Annotated in this window: 16 protein-coding genes; 12 read left to right on the top strand and 4 right to left on the bottom strand. The window is 71.5% G+C overall.

Annotated features, from left to right (window positions below):
- Window positions 1-48: 48 nt before the first annotated feature.
- Both glgX and OIB37_RS02745 read right to left on the bottom strand, forming a co-directional pair.
- Window positions 49-2,163: a glycogen debranching protein GlgX gene (gene glgX / locus OIB37_RS02740; protein ID WP_330461757.1), complete on the bottom strand. Its 2,115-nt coding sequence runs from the start codon at window positions 2,161-2,163 to the stop codon at window positions 49-51.
- Window positions 2,164-2,186: 23 nt separating this feature from the next.
- The gene (locus OIB37_RS02745; RefSeq protein WP_330455878.1) at window positions 2,187-2,723 is read right to left on the bottom strand and encodes a pep a2; all 537 of its coding nucleotides are present in this window, start codon (window positions 2,721-2,723) and stop codon (window positions 2,187-2,189) included.
- Between the two features lie 303 nt (window positions 2,724-3,026).
- Here OIB37_RS02745 and OIB37_RS02750 point away from each other — a divergent pair, with 303 nt between their 5' ends.
- From OIB37_RS02750 to OIB37_RS02800, 11 genes are all read left to right on the top strand, one after another.
- A complete protein-coding gene (locus OIB37_RS02750; RefSeq protein WP_330455879.1) occupies window positions 3,027-3,326 on the top strand; it encodes a DUF5133 domain-containing protein in 300 nt (99 codons plus the stop codon).
- Between the two features lie 108 nt (window positions 3,327-3,434).
- Window positions 3,435-5,426 (top strand): alpha-1,4-glucan--maltose-1-phosphate maltosyltransferase, encoded by a 1,992-nt coding sequence (locus OIB37_RS02755; protein ID WP_330455880.1) that lies wholly within the window; start codon window positions 3,435-3,437, stop codon window positions 5,424-5,426.
- Entirely contained in the window at window positions 5,423-7,141 is a 1,719-nt protein-coding gene (treS, locus tag OIB37_RS02760; RefSeq protein ID WP_330455881.1) for a maltose alpha-D-glucosyltransferase, read from the top strand. Before OIB37_RS02755 ends, treS begins: the two co-directional genes overlap by 4 nt.
- Window positions 7,142-7,172: 31 nt before the next feature.
- Window positions 7,173-8,537: a maltokinase N-terminal cap-like domain-containing protein gene (locus OIB37_RS02765; RefSeq protein WP_330455882.1), complete on the top strand. Its 1,365-nt coding sequence runs from the start codon at window positions 7,173-7,175 to the stop codon at window positions 8,535-8,537.
- 4 nt (window positions 8,538-8,541) lie between these two features.
- On the top strand, window positions 8,542-10,749 hold the full coding sequence (glgB, locus tag OIB37_RS02770) for a 1,4-alpha-glucan branching enzyme (RefSeq protein WP_330455883.1): 2,208 nt from the start codon (window positions 8,542-8,544) through the stop codon (window positions 10,747-10,749).
- Window positions 10,750-11,006: 257 nt separating this feature from the next.
- A complete protein-coding gene (locus tag OIB37_RS02775; protein WP_330455884.1) occupies window positions 11,007-12,911 on the top strand; it encodes an AMP-dependent synthetase/ligase in 1,905 nt (634 codons plus the stop codon).
- A gap of 176 nt (window positions 12,912-13,087) precedes the next feature.
- Entirely contained in the window at window positions 13,088-13,522 is a 435-nt protein-coding gene (locus tag OIB37_RS02780; RefSeq protein ID WP_330455885.1) for an ATP-binding protein, read from the top strand.
- A 238-nt stretch (window positions 13,523-13,760) separates the two neighbouring features.
- The gene (locus tag OIB37_RS02785) at window positions 13,761-15,140 is read left to right on the top strand and encodes an NAD(P)/FAD-dependent oxidoreductase (protein ID WP_330455886.1); all 1,380 of its coding nucleotides are present in this window, start codon (window positions 13,761-13,763) and stop codon (window positions 15,138-15,140) included.
- A gap of 78 nt (window positions 15,141-15,218) precedes the next feature.
- The gene (locus OIB37_RS02790; protein WP_443058252.1) at window positions 15,219-15,359 is read left to right on the top strand and encodes a DUF4287 domain-containing protein; all 141 of its coding nucleotides are present in this window, start codon (window positions 15,219-15,221) and stop codon (window positions 15,357-15,359) included.
- Between the two features lie 65 nt (window positions 15,360-15,424).
- Window positions 15,425-17,695: an FUSC family protein gene (locus OIB37_RS02795; RefSeq protein WP_443058108.1), complete on the top strand. Its 2,271-nt coding sequence runs from the start codon at window positions 15,425-15,427 to the stop codon at window positions 17,693-17,695.
- 266 nt (window positions 17,696-17,961) lie between these two features.
- On the top strand, window positions 17,962-18,417 hold the full coding sequence (locus tag OIB37_RS02800; RefSeq protein WP_330455888.1) for a cyclic nucleotide-binding domain-containing protein: 456 nt from the start codon (window positions 17,962-17,964) through the stop codon (window positions 18,415-18,417).
- A gap of 77 nt (window positions 18,418-18,494) precedes the next feature.
- Here OIB37_RS02800 and OIB37_RS02805 read toward each other — a convergent pair whose 3' ends face one another.
- Window positions 18,495-19,796: an MFS transporter gene (locus tag OIB37_RS02805; protein WP_330455889.1), complete on the bottom strand. Its 1,302-nt coding sequence runs from the start codon at window positions 19,794-19,796 to the stop codon at window positions 18,495-18,497.
- Window positions 19,797-19,891: 95 nt separating this feature from the next.
- Window positions 19,892-20,509 carry a LysE/ArgO family amino acid transporter gene (locus OIB37_RS02810; protein ID WP_330455890.1) on the bottom strand — a complete coding sequence of 206 codons (618 nt, stop codon included), beginning with the start codon at window positions 20,507-20,509 and terminating at the stop codon, window positions 19,892-19,894.
- Window positions 20,510-20,575: 66 nt separating this feature from the next.
- Here OIB37_RS02810 and OIB37_RS02815 point away from each other — a divergent pair, with 66 nt between their 5' ends.
- Window positions 20,576-21,478 carry a LysR family transcriptional regulator ArgP gene (locus tag OIB37_RS02815; RefSeq protein ID WP_330455891.1) on the top strand — a complete coding sequence of 301 codons (903 nt, stop codon included), beginning with the start codon at window positions 20,576-20,578 and terminating at the stop codon, window positions 21,476-21,478.
- The last annotated feature ends 12 nt before the right edge of the window (window positions 21,479-21,490 follow it).

Consider the following 21,490-nt stretch of genomic DNA (forward strand, 5'->3'; position numbering starts at 1 on the left):
GACCGGTGAGGTGGGGCCGTCGCGAGACGGCGGCGGGGCCGCTCGGGGTCATCTCCTGGTCGAGGGGCGGGACAGCACGACCATGCTGCGGGGCTCCACGCGCAGGCGGGTGCCCGCCTTGTGCTCGCGCTCGTCGGGCGTGCCGTCGGGGTCCGCGGTGTCGATCAGGGTGGCCCAGCGTTCGCCGTAGGAGGCGTCGGGGAGCCGGAAGTCGACCGGTTCCCAGTAGCCGTTGAGGAGCAGCAGGAAGGAGTCGTCGACGACGCGCCGGCCGTAGGAGTCGCGTTCGGCGATGGCGTCGCCGTTGAGGAACACGCCGACGGAGTGCGCGTCGCTGCGCTGCCAGTCCCGGTCGGTCATCTCGCGGGCGTCGGGCCGCAGCCAGGTCAGGTCGGGCAGGGGCTGGTCGGGGTGGGTGGCGGTCTCCCCGCGGAAGAAGCGGCGGCGGCGCAGCACGGGGTGCTCGGCGCGCAGGTTGATGACGTACCGGGCGAAGTCGGTGAGGGTGCGCTGCTCGTCGGTCAGCTCCCAGTCCACCCAGGAGACTTCGTTGTCCTGGCAGTAGGCGTTGTTGTTGCCCCGCTGGGTGCGCCCGAGTTCGTCGCCGTGGCCGAGCATCGGGATGCCCTGGCTCAGCAGCAGCGTGGCCAGGAAGTTGCGCTGCTGGCGGGCGCGCAGTTCGAGGACGGTCCGGTCGTCGGTGTCGCCCTCCGCCCCGCAGTTCCAGGACCGGTTGACGCTCTCGCCGTCCCGGTTGCCCTCCCCGTTGGCCTCGTTGTGCTTGTCGTTGTACGACACCAGGTCGCGCAGGGTGAAACCGTCGTGCGCGGTGACGAAGTTGACGCTCGCGCGCGGCCGGCGCCGGCTGTGCTGGTAGAGGTCGGAGGAGCCGGTCAGCCGGGAGGCGAACTCGCCGAGCGAGCCGGGCTCGGCCCGCCAGAAGTCCCGTACTGCGTCCCGGTAGCGGCCGTTCCACTCCGACCACAGCGGCGGGAAGTTGCCCACCTGGTAGCCGCCCTCGCCGAGGTCCCAGGGCTCGGCGATGAGCTTGACGCGGCTGATCACCGGGTCCTGCTGGATCAGGTCGAAGAACGCCGACAGCCGGTCCACCTCGTGGAACTGCCGGGCGAGCGTGGCCGCGAGGTCGAAGCGGAAGCCGTCGACGTGCATCTCGGTGACCCAGTACCGCAGCGAGTCCATGATCAGCTGGAGCACGTGAGGATGCCGCATGAGCAGGCTGTTGCCGGTGCCGGTGGTGTCGTAGTAGTGCGCCCAGTCACCGTCGACCAGACGGTAGTAGGAGGCGTTGTCGATGCCCCGGAACGACAGCGTGGGGCCCATCTCGTTGCCCTCGGCGGTGTGGTTGTAGACCACGTCGAGGATCACTTCCAGGCCCGCCGCGTGCAGCGCCTTCACCATCGCCTTGAACTCGTCGACCTGCTGTCCGAGCGAGCCGAGGGCGGCGTAGGCGTTGTGCGGGGCGAAGAAGCCGATGGTGTTGTAGCCCCAGTAGTTGGACAGACCCCGGTCCTGCAGGACGCCGTCCTGGACGAACTGGTGGACCGGCATCAGCTCGACCGCGGTGACGCCGAGCGAGGTGAGGTGTTCGGTGACCGCGGGGTGGGCGAGACCCGCGTAGGTGCCCCTGAGCCGCTCGGGCACCTCCGGATGGGTGCGGGTCATCCCGCGCACGTGGGCCTCGTAGATGACGGACTCGGCGTAGGGCCGGGCCGGCGGACGGTCGTCGCCCCAGTCGAAGTACGGGTCGGTGACCACGCCGAGCATCGAGTGCCCGGAGCTGTCGCCCGGCGTGGGGCCGTCGGCGGCGCGCTCGTAGAGTGAGGCGTGGTTGTCGATCTGGCCGTCCACCGCCCGCGCGTACGGGTCGAGCAGGAGCTTCGCGGGGTTGCAGCGGTTGCCGAGTGACGGCTGCCAGGGCCCGTACACGCGGTAGCCGTAGCGCTGGCCGGGCCCGACTCCGGGCAGGTAGGCGTGCCACACGAATCCGTCGACCTCGTGCAGCGGCACGCGGGTCCGGGCACCCTTGTCGTCGACCAGGATCAGCTCCACGCCCTCGGCGACCTCGCTGAACAGCGCGAAATTGGTGCCCTGCCCGTCGTAGGAGGCACCCAACGGGTAGGGGTGCCCGCTCCACACGGGCACCCCTTTCCGGGACTTCCGCGACGTCACCGGGCACCCTCCAAGGCGCCCTCGAAGGCGTCGTGGAGGGCGTCGTCCATGGCCGCGGCCGGTGCGGCCACCGAGGCCACCCGCAGCGCGCGCGGCACTTGCAGCACCTGGCGCAGGCTCGGCGCAGGGGCGAGCGGGACCAGCGGGACGCGCTGCCCGGCACGGGCCCGCTGGGAGAACCAGATGATCTTGCTGCCGGTCTCCGTGGCGCAGCATCCCCAGCCGTCGCTCATGGCGGCGATGTCGGCCAGGCAGGCCCGCAGGTCCTGGTCGGGGCGCAGGTCCCGGTCGTCCCCGCCGACGGCGGTGATGAGGTGCTGGCCGTTCCACCACATCTCGATCGACGTGGCCTTGTCGGTGGCATGCTGGTCGATCGCCCGCAGCAGCAGTTCGGTGCCGCGGCGGACGGGGACCACGAGGTTCTCCAGGTCCCAATAGCGGAGGTGGGCGGCCAGGATGCGGCTGACCTGTCCCACCCGTTCCGGGCTGACTTCCACGTCGAGGTGGTAGTAGCAGGGCACTGCGGTCTTCATCGTCGCTTGCTCCTCACCGGCGAAGCTCCCGATCCCCCGCCCGCCCGGGAGGGATCCCGGACACGTAACGTGAGCTTCGATCGCTTCTGAGTCACCTCCACAGTGGGGTCGCTACGCCATTCGTGCAACACGAGCATCACGAACGGCCGGGTCGTTGAACGTCCAACAGGACGTTGTGTGTCCATACGTGCACCATGAGTGAAAGCCTCGATCGCCGTAACGGTTCCGTGCCTCTCCCTGCGCGGACGCCACCCGACCGCCGGGAGCGCGCCCAGTCGAGAGCGTGGAAGGTGAATGAGGGCCATGCTGCTACCCGCCAAGGCCGAAGTGGCCCGGCAGTTGCGGCGTTACCGGGCATGGGAGCGCGAGATGCTCGCCTCGCCCCACGACCGCGCGGTCCGGGCCACCTTCGAGGATTCCGGCTACACCCTGTGTGTGCTGATGGGAAAACGCTGCGCCCGCGAGGCGGCGGACGCGGCCGAGCGGTATCTGCGTTCCACCCTGGCCGGCTATCTGCGCGAGCAGGACAGCCGGCCCCAGCCGGGCCGGGCGGCCCGTCGCGCGCCGCCGTCGGAGCGGCGTTCCACGGCGCCAAGCTCCTGACCTGGCACCGTTCATGGCGTTCCCCTCGGGACGGCGACGGCCGCCCCGTTTCTCGGATCGCGAAGCCGGGCCCGGTGCCCGGCTTCGCGCACGGCGGAGGTGAGAAACATGCGCAGGACCCCGGCGATCGGCCGCGTACCGGTACGTGACGTCCGGCCGGCCGTGGAGTGCGGCAGGCGCCCGGCGAAGGCGGTGACCGGAGAAACGTTCCAGGTCACCGCCACCGTGTTCCGTGAGGGACATGACGCGGTGGGTGCCAATGTGGTCCTGCGCGATCCGAAGGGCCGTCGCGGCCCGTGGACCCCGATGCGTGAGCTGAGCCCCGGCAGCGACCTCTGGGGCGCGGAGATCACCCCTGACGCCACCGGCCGCTGGACGTACCGGGTGGAGGCCTGGAGCGATCCGCTGACGACCTGGCGGCACATCGCGGGGGTGAAGGTGCCGGCCGGTATCGACGTCGGCCTGGTCCTGGAGGAGGGCGCCGAACTCCACGAGCGCGCGGCCGCCGGGGTGCCCAAGGGGCCGGAGCGGAACCTGGTGCTGGCGGCCGCCACGGCCCTCGGCGACGACACCCTGTCGGTGCGGGACCGCCTCACGGGCGCCCTGTCGGCGGAGGTGGCCGAGCTGCTCACCCGGTATCCGCTGCGGGAGCTGGTCTCGGCGTCGGATCCGATGCCGCTGCTGGTGGAGCGGGAGCGGGCGCTGTACGGCTCCTGGTACGAGTTCTTCCCGCGTTCGGAGGGTGCGGCGGAGGGTGCGCACGGTACCTTCCGCACCGCCGCCCGGCGGCTTGAGGCGATCGCGGAGATGGGCTTCGACGTGGTCTATCTGCCGCCGGTGCATCCGATCGGGACGACGTTTCGCAAGGGCCGCAACAACACGCTGACCGCGGGTCCCGACGACGTCGGTGTGCCGTGGGCGATCGGTTCGCCCGAGGGCGGTCACGACGCCGTCCATCCCGATCTGGGCACGCTCGACGACTTCGACCACTTCGTGGGCCGGGCGCGGGAGTTGGGTCTGGAGGTGGCGTTGGACTTCGCCCTCCAGTGCTCCCCCGACCACCCCTGGGTGCACAAGTACCCGGAGTGGTTCCACCACCGGCCGGACGGCACGATCGCCTACGCGGAGAATCCGCCGAAGAAGTACCAGGACATCTACCCCGTCGCCTTCGACGCCGACATGGACGGCCTGGTCGCGGAGACCGTGCGGGTGCTGCGGCACTGGATGGAGCACGGGGTGCGGATCTTCCGCGTCGACAACCCGCACACCAAGCCGGTGGTCTTCTGGGAGCGGGTGATCGGTGAGGTCAACTCGGCCGACCCGGACGTGATCTTCCTGGCGGAGGCGTTCACCCGTCCGGCGATGATGCACACCCTGGCGCAGGTCGGTTTCCAGCAGTCGTACACGTACTTCACCTGGCGCAACAGCAAGCAGGCGCTGACGGACTACCTGACCGAGCTGTCGGGTGAGGCGGCGGCCTGGATGCGGCCGAACTTCTTCGCCAACACCCCCGACATCCTGCACGCCTACCTCCAGCACGGCGGCCGGCCCGCCTTCGAGATCCGCGCCGTCCTCGCCGCGACCCTGTCCCCCTCCTGGGGCATCTACAGCGGCTACGAACTCTGCGAGAACACCCCCCAGCGCGAGGGCGGCGAGGACTACCTCGACTCGGAGAAGTACCAGCTCGTCCACCGCGACTGGGAGGCCGCCGCACGCGAGGGCCGCACCATCGCACCCCTGATCACCCGGCTCAACACCATCCGCCGGCAGCACCCCGCGCTACAGCGCCTGCGCAATCTCCGCTTCCATCCGACCGACAACGACTCGGTGCTCGCCTACAGCAAGAGCACGGGGACGGACACGGTCATCGTGGTCGTCAACCTCGACCCGCATCACACCCAGGAGGCCACGGTCTCGTTGGACATGCCGCAACTCGGCCTGGACCGGAACGCTGCCCTGTCCGTACACGACGAACTGACAGGGGAGACCTACCACTGGGGCAGGACCAACTACGTGCGACTCTCCCCCGGCCGGGTGCCGGCGCACGTGCTCCACGTCGGGCGATCGACGCCCCAGATCGGAGGGCCCGCAGCCTCATGACTGTCAACGAACCCGTGCTGGACACTTTTGAGGACACTCCCGCCAAGGACCGGGACCCGGAGTGGTTCAAACGCGCCGTCTTCTACGAGGTGCTGGTCCGCTCCTTCCAGGACAGCGACGGCGACGGCGTCGGCGACCTCAAGGGCCTGACCGCCCGGCTCGACTACCTGCAATGGCTCGGGGTCGACTGCCTGTGGCTGCCGCCGTTCTTCAAGTCCCCGCTGCGTGACGGCGGTTACGACGTCTCGGACTACACGGCCGTACTCCCAGAGTTCGGTGACCTCGCCGACTTCGTGGAGTTCGTCGACGCCGCCCACCAGCGCGGCATGCGCGTCATCATCGACTTCGTCATGAACCACACCAGCGACCAGCACCCGTGGTTCCAGGAGTCCCGCAAGAACCCCGAGGGCCCGTACGGCGACTACTACATGTGGGCCGACGACGACAAGCAGTACGAGGACGCCCGGATCATCTTCGTCGACACCGAGGCCTCCAACTGGACCTTCGACCCCGTGCGCGGCCAGTACTTCTTCCACCGCTTCTTCTCCCACCAGCCGGACCTCAACTACGAGAACCCGGCCGTGCAGGAGGAGATCCTGGCCGCCCTGCGGTTCTGGCTGGATCTCGGCATCGACGGCTTCCGGCTCGACGCGGTCCCCTATCTCTACGCGGCCGAGGGCACCAACTGCGAGAACCTGCCCGCCTCCCACGCCTTCCTCAAGCGGGTACGCCGCGAGATCGACGCGATGTATCCGGACACCGTGCTGCTGGCCGAGGCCAACCAGTGGCCCGAGGACGTGGTCGACTACTTCGGCGACTACTCCTCCGGCGGCGACGAGTGCCACATGGCGTTCCACTTCCCCGTCATGCCCCGCATCTTCATGGCCGTACGACGCGAGTCCCGTCACCCCGTGTCCGAGATCCTCGCCAAGACCCCGGCCATTCCCTCGAACTGCCAGTGGGGCATCTTCCTGCGCAACCACGACGAGCTGACCCTCGAAATGGTCACCGACGAGGAACGCGACTACATGTGGGCCGAGTACGCCAAGGACCCGCGGATGCGCGCCAACATCGGCATCCGCCGCCGCCTCGCACCCCTGCTCGACAACGACCGCAACCAGATCGAGCTGTTCACCGCCCTGCTGCTCTCCCTGCCCGGATCACCGATCCTCTACTACGGCGACGAGATCGGCATGGGCGACAACATCTGGCTCGGCGACCGCGACGCGGTCCGCACCCCGATGCAGTGGACCCCCGACCGCAACGCCGGCTTCTCGTCCTGCGACCCCGGGCGCCTGTTCCTGCCCACGATCATGGACCCCGTCCACGGCTACCAGGTCACCAACGTCGAGGCCGCCATGTCCTCGCCGTCCAGCCTGCTGCACTGGACCCGCCGCATGATCGAGATCCGCAAGCAGAATCCCGCCTTCGGACTGGGCTCGTTCACCGAACTCCCCTCGTCCAACCCGGCGGTGATCGCCTTCCTGCGGGAGTACGAGGACGACCTCGTGCTGTGCGTGCACAACTTCTCCCGGTTCGCGCAGCCCACCGAACTCGACCTGCGGACCTACGACGGGCGGCACCCCGTCGAACTGATCGGCGGGGTGCGATTCCCCGCGATCGGCGAACTGCCGTACCTGCTCACCCTCGCGGGCCACGGCTTCTACTGGTTCCGGCTCACCCGAGTCGCATCCCGCATCGGCCGCCGCCGCTGAGGCTCCGGCGCCGAGGAAAGGACGCGTCACCATGCCGAAGACCATCACTCTCCGGCCCAGAACCGCCGACGGAGCCGAACGGCCGCTCGCCTCGCTGGGCGGGCTGCTGCACGACTGGCTGCCCGAACAGCGCTGGTTCGCGGGCAAGGACCGGCCGGTCACCGATCTGTCGGTGCTGTCCATGACCGAGCTGTTCCCGGGCTGTCTGCATCTGCTGGTGCACGCCTCGCACGCGCCGGTGCCCACCCCGGGCGGCACCACCCCGCCCGGCGACTGCTACCAGCTGCTGCTCGGCCTGCGCGAGCAGCGCTCCCCGCGCCTGGAGCGGGCGTTCATCGGCCGCGCCGAGCGGGGCCCGCTGGCGGGCCTCGCCGTCTACGACGCCCTGCACGACCCGCACGCCGCGAACCTGCTGCTGGAACGGCTGCGGCAGCCCGGCACCGCGGGCCCGCTGAGCTTCGAGGCGGCCCCGGGCGCCGGACTGCCCGGCGGCCTTCCGCCCCGGCTGCTGGACGCCGAGCAGTCCAACTCCTCGATCGTGTACGGCGACGCGTACATCCTGAAGGTGTTCCGCCGCATCCAGCCGGGCGTCAACCCCGACCTGGAGGTGCCGGGCGCACTGGCCGCGCAGGGCTGCCGGCGGGTGCCCGCTCCGGTGGCGTGGTTCAGCACGACCGCTCCGCGCCCGGCCACGCTGGGTGTGCTGCAGCCGTTCCTGCCGGACGCCACCGACGGCTGGACGCTGGCGTTGCGCGCCCTCGCCGCGGGCGAGGACTTCACCACCGAGGCGAGCGAGCTGGGCCGGGCGATGGCCGAGGTGCACGTGGCGCTGGCCGATGCGTTCCCCCCGGCCGGGCAGGGCGAGAACGGCCGTACCGCGGAGGCGATGTGCGCGCGGCTGGAGGCGGCCGCGCGCGCCGTGCCCGGACTGCGGCCGTTCGTGCCCGGTCTGCGGGCGGCGTTCGGCGCGCTGGCGACCTGCGACGCCGGGCCACCCGCCCAGCGCATCCACGGCGATCTGCACCTCGGACAGGTGCTGCGGGCCGGACACGACTGGTTCGTCATCGACTTCGAGGGCGAGCCCTCCCGTCCGCTCTCCGAGCGGCGGGCCGCGCACTCCCCGGTGCGGGACGTCGCCGGGATGCTGCGCTCCTTCGACTACGCGGCCCGGCAGCGCCGCCCCTGGCGACCCGAATGGGCGCGCCGCTGCCGGGAGGCGTTCTGCGCGGGCTATGCCGCGCGGGCAGGCTGGGATCCACGCAAGAAGCACGCGCTGCTGCGCGCGCACGAAACAGACAGGGCGGTGTACGAGGTGCTGTACGAAGCGAGACACCGGCCGGACTGGCTGCCGGTCCCGATGGCCGCGATCAAGCGGCTCGCCGTGTGGGGGGGCTGACGTCATGGCACTGCGCGACACCTCCCTCCCCGAGGCCGCGGGTCCCGTCCGCCACGCGGCGCTCCCCCTCGACCGGGCCGACCGCGACCGCCTGCTCGGCGGCGCGCACCACGACCCGCACGCGCTGCTGGGCGCGCACCCGGTGCCGGGCGGCACCCTGTTCCGGGCCCTGCGTCCGAACGCCCGCACCGTGAGCGTGCTGGTGGACGGGATGCGCAACAGCCTGGTCCCGCAGGGCGACGGGCTCTTCGCCGCCGTGCTGCCCTACGCGCAGATCCCCTCGTACCGGCTGCTCGTGGCGTACGACGACGGCGAACAGGAGGTGGAGGACCCCTACCGCTTCGTGCCCGCCCTCGGCGAGCTGGACCTGCATCTCGTCCGTGAGGGCCGGCACGAGCAGCTGTGGAAGGCGCTGGGCGCCGAGCCGATGACCCACCAGGGGGTGGCCGGTACCCGGTTCACCGTGTGGGCGCCGAACGCACAAGGGGTCAGGGTCGCCGGGGACTTCACGTACTGGGACGGCACGCAGTACCCGATGCGTTCACTGGGCGCGTCCGGGGTGTGGGAGCTGTTCGTGCCGGGCGTCGGCGAGGGCGCCCGGTACAAGTTCGAGATCACGTCGCGCCACGGCGGTCGCTTCCTGAAGGCGGACCCCATGGCCCGGCGCACGGAGATGCCGCCCGCGACCGCGTCCGTCGTCGCGGTGTCGCGGTACGAGTGGGACGACGCCGACTGGATGGCCCATCGGGGCGACGCCCCGGTGCACGAGGCGCCGTTCTCGGTGTACGAGGTGCATCTGGCCTCCTGGCGACCCGGCTTGACGTATCGTCAGCTGGCTGACGAACTGCCCGCGTACGTGCGGGAGATGGGCTTCACGCATGTGGAGCTGATGCCGGTCGCCGGACACCCCTTCTCCGGCTCCTGGGGCTACCAGGTCACCTCGTACTACGCGCCGACGCCCCGCCTCGGCTCGCCCGACGACTTCAAGTACCTCGTCGACGCGCTGCACCGGGCCGGGATCGGCGTGATCATGGACTGGGTACCGGCCCACTTCCCCAAGGACGACTGGGCGCTGGCCCGGTTCGACGGGGACCCGCTGTACGAGCCCGGGGACTCGCGGCGGGCCGAGCACCCGGACTGGGGGACGTACGAGTTCGACTTCGCCCGTACCGAGGTGCGCAACTTCCTCGTGGCGAACGCCGTGTACTGGTGCGAGGAGTTCCACATCGACGGCCTGCGCGTCGACGCCGTCGCCTCGATGCTCTACCTCGACTACTCGCGCGACTCCGGTCAGTGGGAGCCGAACGTCTTCGGCGGGCGGGAGGACCTGGGCGCGGTCGCCTTCCTGCAGGAGATGAACGCGACCGTCTACCGGCGCTGCCCCGGGGTGGTGACCATCGCCGAGGAGTCCACCGCCTGGGACGGGGTGACCCGGCCGACGGACAGCGGGGGCCTCGGGTTCGGGCTGAAGTGGAACATGGGCTGGATGCACGACTCGCTCCAGTACATCCAGCACGAGCCGGTGCACCGCAAGTACCACCACCACGAGATGACCTTCTCGATGGTGTACGCCTACAGCGAGAACTACGTCCTGCCCATCTCCCACGACGAGGTCGTGCACGGCAAGCAGGCGCTGGTGTCGAAGATGCCGGGCGACTGGTGGCAGCGGCGCGCGAACCACCGCGCCTACCTGGGCTTCATGTGGGCCCACCCCGGCAAGCAACTCCTCTTCATGGGGCAGGAGTTCGCGCAGGGTGCGGAGTGGTCGGCGGAACACGGCCCCGAGTGGTGGCTGCTGGACGAGGACTACCACTCCGCGGGCGACCACCGGGGTGTGCGGGAGCTGGTACGGGACCTGAACGCGCGGTACCGGGCCACGCCGGCGCTGTGGGAGCGGGACACCGACCCGGCGGCCTTCCGCTGGGTGCTGTGCGACGCGGCCGAGGACAACGTCTTCGCGTTCGTCCGCCACGACCGCACGGGCTCGCCCCTGCTGGCGGTGTCGAACTTCTCCCCGGTCGTCCGCCACGACTACCTGCTGGGGGCCCCGGAGGGGGTCCCCGCCTGGCGGGAGGCGCTCAACACGGACGACCCGCGCTACGGCGGCGGGGGCGTGGACACCGGTGCCGCCGCGGCGCTCGCGCCGGAGGACGGGTTCCTGCGGGTGACGCTGCCGCCGCTGGCCACGGTCTGGCTGACGCCCGTGCGCTGACCTGCGGACAGCAGCGCCCGTTCCAGGGGCAGTCGGGGTCGTACGGACCCGTGACTGCCCCTGGTGGCGTCCCCGGCGGTGTGCCGGGATCGGGCCGGGACGGCACCTCTCGGCCACCGCCGGACACGCGCAGATCATCAGCCGATCACGACTTGCCTGTTCCGGGCCACGAAAGCGCTTCCCTGGGCTACATTCGAGCACCGCCGACGACGGATCCGATCGGCAAAGTCACCCTCCGTACACCCGGGAGCAGTGCAATGCGCGACGACGACCTCGCTCCACCGGCCGTCCCGCCGCTCACCGGCGGGCTCGCCGACACCGTCTTCGAGACCGCGGACCGCGACCCCACCCTGCCGCTGCTCGCGCGGCGCCGGGACCCGTCCTCCGAGGAGTGGGAGGAGGTGACGGCGGTCGAGCTGCGCGACGAAGTGGTCGACGTGGCCAAGGGGTTGGTCGCCGCGGGGATCTCGCCGGGCCACCGCGTGGCGATGATGGCCCGTACCCGCCACGAGTGGACGGTACTGGCGCACGCGCTGTGGACGCTCGGCGCGGAGGTCGTCCCCGTCCATCCGACGTCGTCGCGCGAGCAGGTGGAGTGGATCCTTCGGGACGCCGGCTGTGTGGCCGTGGCGGTCGAGGACGAGCAGGGCGCCATGACCGTCGGCACGGTGTGCGCGGCGCTCCCCCGGCTCCAGCACGTGTGGCAACTGGACGCGGGCGCACTCGCCCAGCTCACCGAGCGGGGCGCGATCATCCCGCTGACCACGGTGGAGTCGTTGCGCCGGATCGTGCTGCCGGACTCGACGGCGGCCGTCGCCTACACCTCCGGCACCTCGGGACGGCCGCTGGGCTGTGCGCTGAGCCACCGGAACCTGGCCTATCCCTGCGACACCCTGCTGGCCGGCTGGGGCCACACCGCGGCGCCGGCCGGTGAACGGCCGTCGATACTGGCGTTCCTGCCGTTCTCACACGTGTACGGGATCATGGTCCAGCAGATGTGCCTGCGGGGCGGGATCCTGATGGCACACGAGCCGGAGATGAACGAGGCCTCACTGGCCTCGGCACTGCGCTCCTTCCGGCCGACGTACGTGTACGGGGTGCCGTCGGTGTTCGAGAAGCTGTACAAGACCTTCCTGCGTACGGCCCAACAGGCGGGCCGGGGTGCGGTGTTCGAGCGGGCGGCGCAGACGGCGCGGGACTTCGCGGAGGCGGAGGAGCGCCGCCGGCTGGGCAGCGGACCTGGCCCCAACCTGGAACTCCGCCTCCAGCACGCCCTGTACGAGCGGACGGTGTACCGCAAGCTGCGCTCGGCGTTCGGCGGGCGCGCGCTGCGGGGCTCGTCGGGCGGCTCCTCGCTCAGCCGGGAGATGTCCCTGTTCTACGAGGGCATCGGCATGGCCATCGGCGACGGGTACGGGCTGACCGAGACCGCCGGCGGGATCACGGTGCAGCCGCTCGGGCGGGGGAAGTCGGGGACGGTGGGCGTGCCGGTGCCGGGGACCGAGATCCAGGTGGCCGACGACGGGGAGATCCTGGTGCGCGGGCCGTCGGTGTTCCAGGGCTACATCGGTGACGAGGCGCGCACCCGGGCCGTGCTGCACAGCGGCTGGCTGGCCACCGGGGACATCGGCCAGCTGGACTCCGAGGGCTATCTGACGATCACCGGACGCAAGAAGGACGTCCTCGTCACCAGCAGCGGCAAGAGCGTGGCGCCGGCGCCGCTGGAGCAGCGGCTGCGCATGCATCCACTGGTCCACCAGGCGGTGGTCGTCGGCGACGACCGGCCGTGCGTGGGGGCGCTGATCACCCTGGATCCGGAGTTCCTCACGCACTGGCGGGGCGCGCTGGCCCTCCAGGGGGACTCCGCGGGCCGGGAGAGCCGCGAGGAGAGCGCGCTGCGGGAGGAGCTCGGCCGGGCCATCGCCTCGGCCAACAGTTCGGTGTCCCGGGCGGAGTCCATCCGGGTCTACCGGGTTGTCCAGGAACCCTTCGGCCCGGACAACGGCCTGCTGACCCCGTCCCTGAAGCTGCGCCGTGACGCCATCGCGCGGTACTACGCCGCCGAGATCGACGCGATGTACGAGGCGCGCTCCCGCGCGATACGGCGGCCGACCCCGCAGGAACCGGCCGACTGGGACGAGCCGGACGACGTCTTCCGGTAGACCGGGCGGCCTCTTCCGGCGGAAGGGATCACCGGTCCGGAGGATCACCGGCGCGGTGGGCGCTTACCCGGCCCTGGTGTGGGAACCCGCAGCGTGGGGAGTGATCCGCGACGCCGACCGCCCCGTCCGTATCAGGTCGAGCCGCTCCCTCACGGCCGGGGCCGGAGAAACACGAGATGCCGACGGAGCCGCGCAGGGACGACACATCTTCCTCGGAGGAGCGGTACGAGTGTGCGTACGCCTTTCCGGGCGAGCTGCGCAACGTCACGGGCGCGCGGCTCGCCGCGGAGGCGTTCCTGCGCTCCCTCGCGCGGCGGGCGCCGCCCGGCGCGCCCGAGTACTGGGACGACATCCTGCTGGTCGTCACGGAACTGGCCGCCAACGCGATCCAGTACGCGCCCGGACCGTTCGGGCTGCGGATGCGCCGCACCTTCGACGGGGTGCACGTGACGATGCACGACACCAGCCGGGTCCGGCCGGAGCCGCGGCCGTTCCGCCCGAGCGCGGGCGGCGGCGGTATCGGCTGGCACCTGGTGCGCACCCTGAGCGATCAGGTGAGCGTGGTCGTGGAGGACCACGGCAAGGACATCCACGTCTTCCTCCCCTGGTGACCGGCGCGCGGTCCGCCCGCGGCCCCGGACGCCGGTCGGGCGTACGCACGCGCGAAAGCTCGTCCGGGCGATTCCCGGATGGCGTGTCCGGTGCGGGGGCATGCTGGTGCCCGCGCGTTCGTCTGCCTGCCGCGGCCGGCTGGCGGAACGGCCCGGGCCACGGTGGGATCGGTGTGGCGGCGACGGTCCAGGGCATGCGAACGGCGTCGAGTCGGACCGCCTGGAGCCAGAGAGAGGGATGAACACCGTGACACGACCCAGGATCCTGGTGGTGGGTGCGGGCTTCGCCGGAGTCGAGTGCGTCCGCCGTCTGGAGCGTGAACTAGCGCCGGGCGAAGCGGACGTCACGCTGGTGACGCCGTACTCCTACCAGCTGTACCTTCCGCTGCTGCCCCAGGTCGCCTCCGGCGTCCTCACCCCGCAGTCCATCGCCCTCTCGCTGCGCCGCAGCGAGAAGTACCGCACCCGGATCATCCCGGGCGGCGCGATCGGCGTGGACCCGGAGGCCAAGGTCTGCGTCATCCGCACCATCACCGACGAGATCGTCAACGAACCCTACGACTACCTGGTGCTGACACCGGGCAGCGTGACCCGCACCTTCGACATCCCGGGCCTGGCCGAACACGCCATCGGCATGAAGACCCTCGCCGAGGCCGCCTACGTCCGCGACCACGTCATCTCCCAGCTGGACCTCGCCGACGCCAGCGGCGACCCGGCCGAACGCGAGGCACGGCTGCAGTTCGTGGTGGTCGGCGGAGGGTACGCGGGCACCGAGACCGCGGCCTGCCTGCAGCGCCTGACCCACGCCGCCGTCAAGCGCTACCCCCGCCTGGACCCGGGTCTGATCAAGTGGCACCTGATCGACATCGCGCCGAAGCTCATGCCCGAACTGGGCGACCGGCTCGGCCGCAGCGCGATGGAGATCCTGCGCCGGCGCGGCATCGACGTCTCGCTGGGCGTGTCGGTCGAGAAGGTGAGCGAGGACTCGGTCACCTTCACCGACGGCCGGGTCGTCCCGACGCACACACTGATCTGGACGGCCGGCGTGGTCGGCAGCCCCCTGATCGACACGTTCGACGCGAAGAAGGTCCGCGGGCGGCTCGCGGTCACCCCGGAGATGACCGTGCCCGGCCACGACGGGGTGTTCGCGCTCGGCGACGCCGCGGCGGTGCCCGACCTGGCCAAGCACGAGGAGGGGGCGGTCTGCCCGCCCACCGCCCAGCACGCGATGCGGCAGGGCAGGAGGGCCGCGCAGAACGTCATCGCCGCGCTGCGCGGCGAGCCGCTCCAGCCGTACGTCCACACGGACCTGGGACTCGTCGTCGACCTCGGCGGCAAGGACGCCGTCTCCAAGCCGCTCGGCATCGAACTGCGCGGGCTGCTCGCGCAGATCGTGGCCCGCGGCTACCACTGGTCCGCGCTGCGCACCAACGTCGCCAAGATCCGGGTCCTGGTCAACTGGCTGCTGAACGCGGTCGCCGGCGACGACTTCGTCCGCACCGGCTTCCAGCGGGGCAGGCCCGCCCGCCTGAAGGACTTCGAGTACACCGACTCCTACCTGACGCCCGAGCAGGTCCGCGCCGAGGTACGGGAGAGCCAGGGCACCGAACGTTCCTGACACGCCCGGAACCACCTGGGTGGTGTGACCCGGATCACCGGCGAACGTCGATCATTCGCGGGAGGGCCGGCGGTCTTCATCGGTGACCAGAACACGTCACACGAAGGAGACGCCGGCATGGCCGAGATGGAGCTGGTCGCCTGGCCGAAGTCCGAGCACGGTCTCGGGCACGGGCACGCCAACGCGCTCGTGGCGCACACGCTGGCCCAAAGCAGGTAACCGGCACCCGCCGTGCCATGCTGGACCGGAGATCACTTTCGGAACGGGAGAGAGAGCGCGGCGGCGTGAGGGCACTGAGCCGAGCGGTGCGGGTGGGCCTGTGGGACCGGATCGCGGCGTCCGATCCCGGTCTGCTCAGGCTCACCGCGGGCATGCGCAACATGTTCTCCGTCGCGCTCACCCTCGGCGTGCTGGCCGCGCTGCAGGTACCGGTGCCCCAGCTGGTCGCGGGCGCCATGACGGCGATGGCCGCGACCTTCGCCATCCGGGAGAAGCACCCGGCCGCGCAGGCCGTCACCCTCGCGCTCAGCGTGCCCGTGGCGTTCGCCTCGATCTCGCTGGGGGCGCTGCTGAACCGGTGGCCGGTGGCGAGCGACATGTGCTTCGTCCTGATCATCTTCGGCGCCGTCTACAGCCGCCGCTTCGGCGAGCGCGGCACGGCGCTCGGGGTGATCGTCTTCCAGATCTACTTCGTGGCGCTGTTCGTCGGGGCGACCATCCCCTCGCTGCCCGCCCTCAGCCTCGTCATCGCCGTCGCGTTCGGCTGCAGCGCCCTCGCCCGGTTCGTGCTGCTGCCGCAGACCCCGGCGGGCACGCTGGACCGGCTGCGGCGGGCCTTCCGGGCGCGGCTCGGCCAGTTGATCGCCATTCAGGCCGAGCTTCTGGACGCCGAGCCCGAGGACGTGGACAAGGTCCTCAAGGACCTGCGCACCAGCACCGCCCGCCTGCACGAGACGGCACTGGAGATCCAGGGCCGTCTGGACTACAGCGTCCCCGACCCCGCGGTGGCACGGCTGCTGGAGCGCCGGATCGCCGACGCCGAGATCGCCGGGGAGCGGCTCGGGCTGATGCTGCTCACCGCGCGCAGTGCCGAGCGCACCAACACCCTCACCCTGCACCTGCCGGGCGCCCACCTGAAGATCGGCGAGATGCCGGTGCGGGAGGAGGCGCGGACCAAGCTGCGCCGGGACCTGGAGGCGCTGCGCCTGCTGGTGCTGCGGCCGGCCGGCGAGGCCTCGGGGACGGCGCTGGCGCAGGTCCGCAACCGGCTGCTCGGATACCGCGAGGAAGGGAACCTGCCGAAGGCCTCCCCGCCCGTGCAGGACGTGTTCCGGGGCCTCGGCGAGGCCACGCGGGCCGTGCTCGGGCTGCGGACCGCGCTGGAGGGGGCGCAGGACGAGTCCGACGACAGCCCGGAGACGGCCCGCTCCCGCGAGGAGCTCGACGCCGAGAACGCCGCCATCGAGGGCAGCGAGGAGACCGAGCCGGAACCGGCCGGACTGCAGCGGCTCACCACCCGGTCCGCCGTCCAGGTGGCGGTGGGTTCCGCGCTGGCGATCGGCGCGGGTGAGCTGCTGTCCAGCAGGCGCTGGTACTGGGCGGTGCTGACCTGCTGGATCGTGTTCGTCAACACCGTGTCCACCGGCGAGATCCTGGTGAAGGGGTACCGCCGGGTGCTCGGCACGGTCCTCGGCGTGGTGGCCGGTGTCGGGCTGGCCGGGCTGGTCGGGCACCACACGTGGACGGCGTTCGCGCTGGTGCTGGTGTGCATCTTCGCGATGTTCTACACCGCACCCCTGTCCTACACACTGCTGTCGTTCTTCGTGACGGCCGCCCTGGGACTGCTGTACACGCTTCTCAACACCTACAGCATGGCGGTGCTGCTGCTGCGCGTGGAGGAGACGGTGCTGGGCGCGGTCTGCGGAGTGCTGGCCGCGGTGCTGGTGCTGCCGGTCGACACCGACCGGCACACCAACGAGCTGCTCGCCGACGTCCTCGACAAGCTCGCGGACGTCACGCGGGCCGCCGTGGACCAGCTCAGCGGTACGCCGCACACCGATCTGGTGGACAAGGCGCGCGACCTGGACCAGGCACTGGCCGATCTGCGGGCGGCCACACAGCCGCTGACGCACCCGATCACCCCGATGCGCACGCGCCGGGACACCGTGCGCTACCTGGTGGCACTGCTGGAGACCTGCGCGTACCACGCGCGTGCGCTCGCGGCCACCGCCGAGCTGCTGCCGAGCAACCCGTCGATCGCGGCGGACCCACGGCTGCGCGGGGTGTGCCGGCGAATCCTGCACAACATCGAGGCGATCGCCGCGCACGTCCGGGACCCGCACTCCACGGCCGAGCTGGAGACCGGTCCGAGCATCGCGTCGATGCTGGAGCCGGGCACCCTGGGCTCGCCGCGCTACGGCCGGGTGACCGACCGGGTACTGCGGCACCTCCAGCGGCTGGACGAGGCGGTCTCGGGCCTGGCCCGCCCGCTCGGCATCAGCGTGGCGCGGCCGGAGAAGGCGAAGGAGCGAGCCGAAGTGAAACAGGTCACGTGACCCGTTACTGCTTGCGCGGGTGCCGGGCAGGTGGTTTATCGTTCACCCATAAGTGGTGGCGGAGTGAACCGGTTCCGTCCGCGCGTCCTTCGCCCATCACCGCATACGGCCCTGGCTGGTTTCCCCCGTCCAGCCAGGGCTTTTTCATGCCTCCGGCACAGACGGCCACCCGGAACCCGGACCTTCGAGGTGCCCGGTCCGGCGGCAGCGGCTGAAATGGGCTTAGGGAAAGCACCCGAACCGCTGCCGGCGAGGAGCCCCGCGCCATGACCAAAGCGATAAAACTGCTGACCGCCCTGCCGCAGGCCCAGCGTGAGCGCCTGATGGAGCTGGCCAAGGAGGTCTCCTTCCCCGAGGACGCCCGCATCTTCCAGGCGGGCGGCACCGCCGACCGCTTCTGGGTCATCCGCTCGGGCGCGGTCTCCCTGGACCAGCAGGTCACCTCCCGGCAGTGGGTCACCGTGGCCACGCTCGGTGCCGGCGACATGCTCGGCTGGTCCTGGCTCTTCCCGCCGTACGAGTGGGACTTCGGGGCCGTGGCCTTCAGCAACGTACGGGCCTACGAGTTCGACGGACCCTCGGTGCTCGGGCTGTGCGTGGAGGACCCGCTGCTCGGCCTCTCACTGGTGCGCACGGTCGCCGAGATCCTCGCCCACCGCCTGGAGACGACCCGCGGCAAGCTCATGGACCAGTACGCGGTCCGCCGGCAGCGCCCGCTGTAGGCCGCCGGACCGACAGACGAAGGACCGACGCACCGAAGAGGTGAGCCGGCGGACCGGCGCGCGGGGTGCGCCGGCCGTCAGATCCGGTAGCGGCGCAGTGCCGGAACCGCGGCGGCCAGCGCCAGGATCACCACGACGACGAGCACGCCGCCGCCCGCCACGGCGGCCTGGGCGCCGAACACCGAGCCGGCGGTGCCGTGGAGCACGTCGGCGAGGCGGGGCCCGCCCACCACGACCACGGTGAACACGCCCTGCATCCGGCCGCGCATCTCGTCGGTCGCGGCCGACAGCAGGATCGCCTGGCGGAAGACCATGGAGACCATGTCCCCCACGCCCGCGCCGACGAGGAAGGCCAGGGCCACCCAGAGGTTGTCGCTCAGTCCGAACCCGGTGATGGCCAGGCCCCAGCCGGCCACCGAGCCGATGACCATCCAGCCGTGCCGCCGGGCCCGGGAGAAGACCCCGGAGAACAGGCCGCCGAGCACCGCGCCCACCGCGATGCCGGCGAACAGCACGCCGAGCGCGAGCCCTTCGCCGTAGGAGGCATACGTCTGCGCGGCCAGCTGCGGGTACAGGGCGCGGGGCATGCCGAAGACCATGGCGATGATGTCGGCGAGGAAGGACAGCAGCAGCACCTTGTGCCCGGCGATGTAGCGGAACCCGGCCGCGATCTCGCGCAGCCCGGCCCGCCGCGTCCGCGCGTCGCCCAGCGGTGCCAGCGCGGGGAGGCGGAAGACCGCCCAGACGGTCACACACAGCGCGAGCGTGTCGATCAGGTACAGCACCGGCAGCCCGATCACCGGGATCAGCGCACCCGCCAGCAGCGGGCCCACCACCAGGCCCGTCTGCATCACCGTCGCGCCGAGCGCGTTGGCCGCGGGCAGTTCCTCGGCCGGGACCAGACGGGCGATCGAGGCGCTGCGGGTCGGGGAGTTGAGCCCGAAGAACGCCTGCTGCGCGCCGAGCAGCACCATCAGCACGACCACGGAGTCCAGTCCGACGGCGGCCTGCGCCCAGAAGAGCAGCGAGGTCACGGCTATTCCGCCGTTGGTGATGAGCAGCAGCTTGCGCCGGTCGACCATGTCGGCGACAGCCCCGCCCCAGAGCGCGAACACGACCATGGGCACCAGACCGACGAGGCTGGCGTAACCGACCCAGGCCGAGGAGTGCGTGATGTCGTAGATCTGCTTGGGCACGGCGACGGCCGTGAGCTGGCTGCCGACGGCGGTGACGATGGTCGACGACCACAGGCGCCGGAAAGCCGGGATGCGCAGGGGCCGGGTGTCCATCGCCCAGCGGCGCCAGCCGTGCTGGGGCGCCCCCGGCGCGGCCTCGGCGACGGGGGCGGGTTCGGTACTGCTGCTCTCGCTCGTGTCCACGGAATTCCTGGTTGCTCGATACATCTTTCGATTCGAGCTTCACTATGGCAGCAACTCCTGTGACCGCCGAACCGGTTGTGCGCGAGCCGGACGGGTCAGACTCCGGAGACCAGCATCATCGTCCCGAGGCCCAGCATCGTGACGGCGACCAGGCCGTCCAGGACGCGCCAGGCGGTGGGCCGGGCGAGGAAGCGGCCGAGCAGCCGGGCACCGAAGCCGAGGGCGGCGAACCAGCACAGGCTGGCGGCGGCGGCGCCCAGGCCGAACGTCCAGCGCAGCGGTCCGCGGTCGGCGGCGAGGGAGCCCAGCAGGAAGACGGTGTCCAGGTAGACGTGCGGGTTGAGCCAGGTCATCGCCAGGCAGGTGAGCACCGCGCGCCGACGGGAGCCGGCGGCCTCGCCCTCCGTGCGCAGACCGGTGCCGGGTCCGAGGACGCGCCGGGCGGCGAGAGCGCCGTAGCAGAGCAGGAACACGCCGCCGACGAGCCCCACCACCCGCACCGCGTCCGGCCACGCCACCACCACCGCGCCGACGCCGCCGACACCCAGCGCGATGAGCAGCGCGTCGGAGAGCGCGCAGATGCCGACCACCGCGAGGACGGCGTCACGGCGCACCCCTTGGCGCAGGACGAAGGCGTTCTGGGCGCCGATGGCGACGATCAGGGAGAGACCGGCGCCGAATCCGGCGGCCGCGGTGGTCAGGGCGTGGTTCATGTCCTCGACGGTAGACAAGCGATCTCCGCAGGTACAGCTAAAGATTCTTACGTACCCTTAGCGCTCGTGATGACTGAACTTCCCCTGGAGCAGGTGCGGACCCTGCTGGCCGTGGTGGACGAGGGCACGTTCGACGCCGCGGCCGCGGCCCTGCACCTGACGCCGTCGGCGGTCAGCCAGCGGATCAAGGCGCTGGAACAGCGGACCGGGCGGGTGCTGCTCCAGCGCACCAAGCCGGTGCGGCCGACGGAGTCCGGCGCGGTCCTGGTGCGGTTCGCCCGTCAGCTGGCCCGGCTGGAGCGGGACGCGCGCGGTGAGCTGGGGCTGAGCGGCGCCGGGGAGCCGACCCGGGTGTCGGTCGCGGTGAACGCCGACTCGCTGGCGACCTGGTTCCTCGGGGCACTCACCGGGGTACCGGGGCTCTGCTTCGAGCTGCACCGGGAGGACGAGGACCACACGGCGGCGCTGCTGCGCGAGGGGCTGGTGATGGCGGCCGTGACCTCCTCGCCCGACCCGGTCCCCGGCTGCTCGGTCAGCCCGCTCGGCCGGATGCGCTACCTGCCGGTGGCCGCGCCGGAGTTCGCCGCCCGTCACCTGACCGGCCCCCTGCGGGACACGCTGCCCGACGCGCCCGTCGTGGTCTTCGACACCAAGGACGACTTCCAGGACGGCTTCGTACGCCGTTCGGGCGGCACCGGCGCCGGCTCGCTGCGGCATCACGTCCCGACCTCGGAGGGCTTCGTCGGCGCGGTCGCCGCGGGGCTCGGCTGGGGCATGGTGCCGGAGACGCAGGCCGAACCGCTGCTGCGCGACGGACGCCTCGTCCTGCTCACCTCCGTGGACCCGCTCGCCCCTGTGGAGTGGATGGAGGTCGCCCTGTACTGGCAGCAGTGGAAGCTCGACTCCCCCGCCCTGGCGGCCGTCGCCGAGGCGGTCACCGCGACGGCGGCGGAGGCGCTGCGCGGCTGAGCCGCGCCCTCG

This window comes from Streptomyces sp. NBC_00820 (assembly GCF_036347055.1).
In the GTDB taxonomy this organism is placed as follows: domain Bacteria; phylum Actinomycetota; class Actinomycetes; order Streptomycetales; family Streptomycetaceae; genus Streptomyces.

Excerpts from the sequence above, each read along its gene's own strand:
- OIB37_RS02780 (WP_330455885.1), top strand. The coding sequence starts at position 13,088 with ATGCCGACGGAGCCGCGCAGGGACGACACATCTTCCTCGGAGGAGCGG.
- glgB (WP_330455883.1), top strand. The coding sequence starts at position 8,542 with ATGGCACTGCGCGACACCTCCCTCCCCGAGGCCGCGGGTCCCGTCCGC.
- OIB37_RS02775 (WP_330455884.1), top strand. The coding sequence starts at position 11,007 with ATGCGCGACGACGACCTCGCTCCACCGGCCGTCCCGCCGCTCACCGGC.
- OIB37_RS02750 (WP_330455879.1), top strand. The coding sequence starts at position 3,027 with ATGCTGCTACCCGCCAAGGCCGAAGTGGCCCGGCAGTTGCGGCGTTAC.
- OIB37_RS02745 (WP_330455878.1), bottom strand. The coding sequence starts at position 2,723 with ATGAAGACCGCAGTGCCCTGCTACTACCACCTCGACGTGGAAGTCAGC.
- OIB37_RS02755 (WP_330455880.1), top strand. The coding sequence starts at position 3,435 with ATGCGCAGGACCCCGGCGATCGGCCGCGTACCGGTACGTGACGTCCGG.
- treS (WP_330455881.1), top strand. The coding sequence starts at position 5,423 with ATGACTGTCAACGAACCCGTGCTGGACACTTTTGAGGACACTCCCGCC.
- OIB37_RS02765 (WP_330455882.1), top strand. The coding sequence starts at position 7,173 with ATGCCGAAGACCATCACTCTCCGGCCCAGAACCGCCGACGGAGCCGAA.
- OIB37_RS02800 (WP_330455888.1), top strand. The coding sequence starts at position 17,962 with ATGACCAAAGCGATAAAACTGCTGACCGCCCTGCCGCAGGCCCAGCGT.
- OIB37_RS02785 (WP_330455886.1), top strand. The coding sequence starts at position 13,761 with ATGAACACCGTGACACGACCCAGGATCCTGGTGGTGGGTGCGGGCTTC.
- OIB37_RS02810 (WP_330455890.1), bottom strand. The coding sequence starts at position 20,509 with ATGAACCACGCCCTGACCACCGCGGCCGCCGGATTCGGCGCCGGTCTC.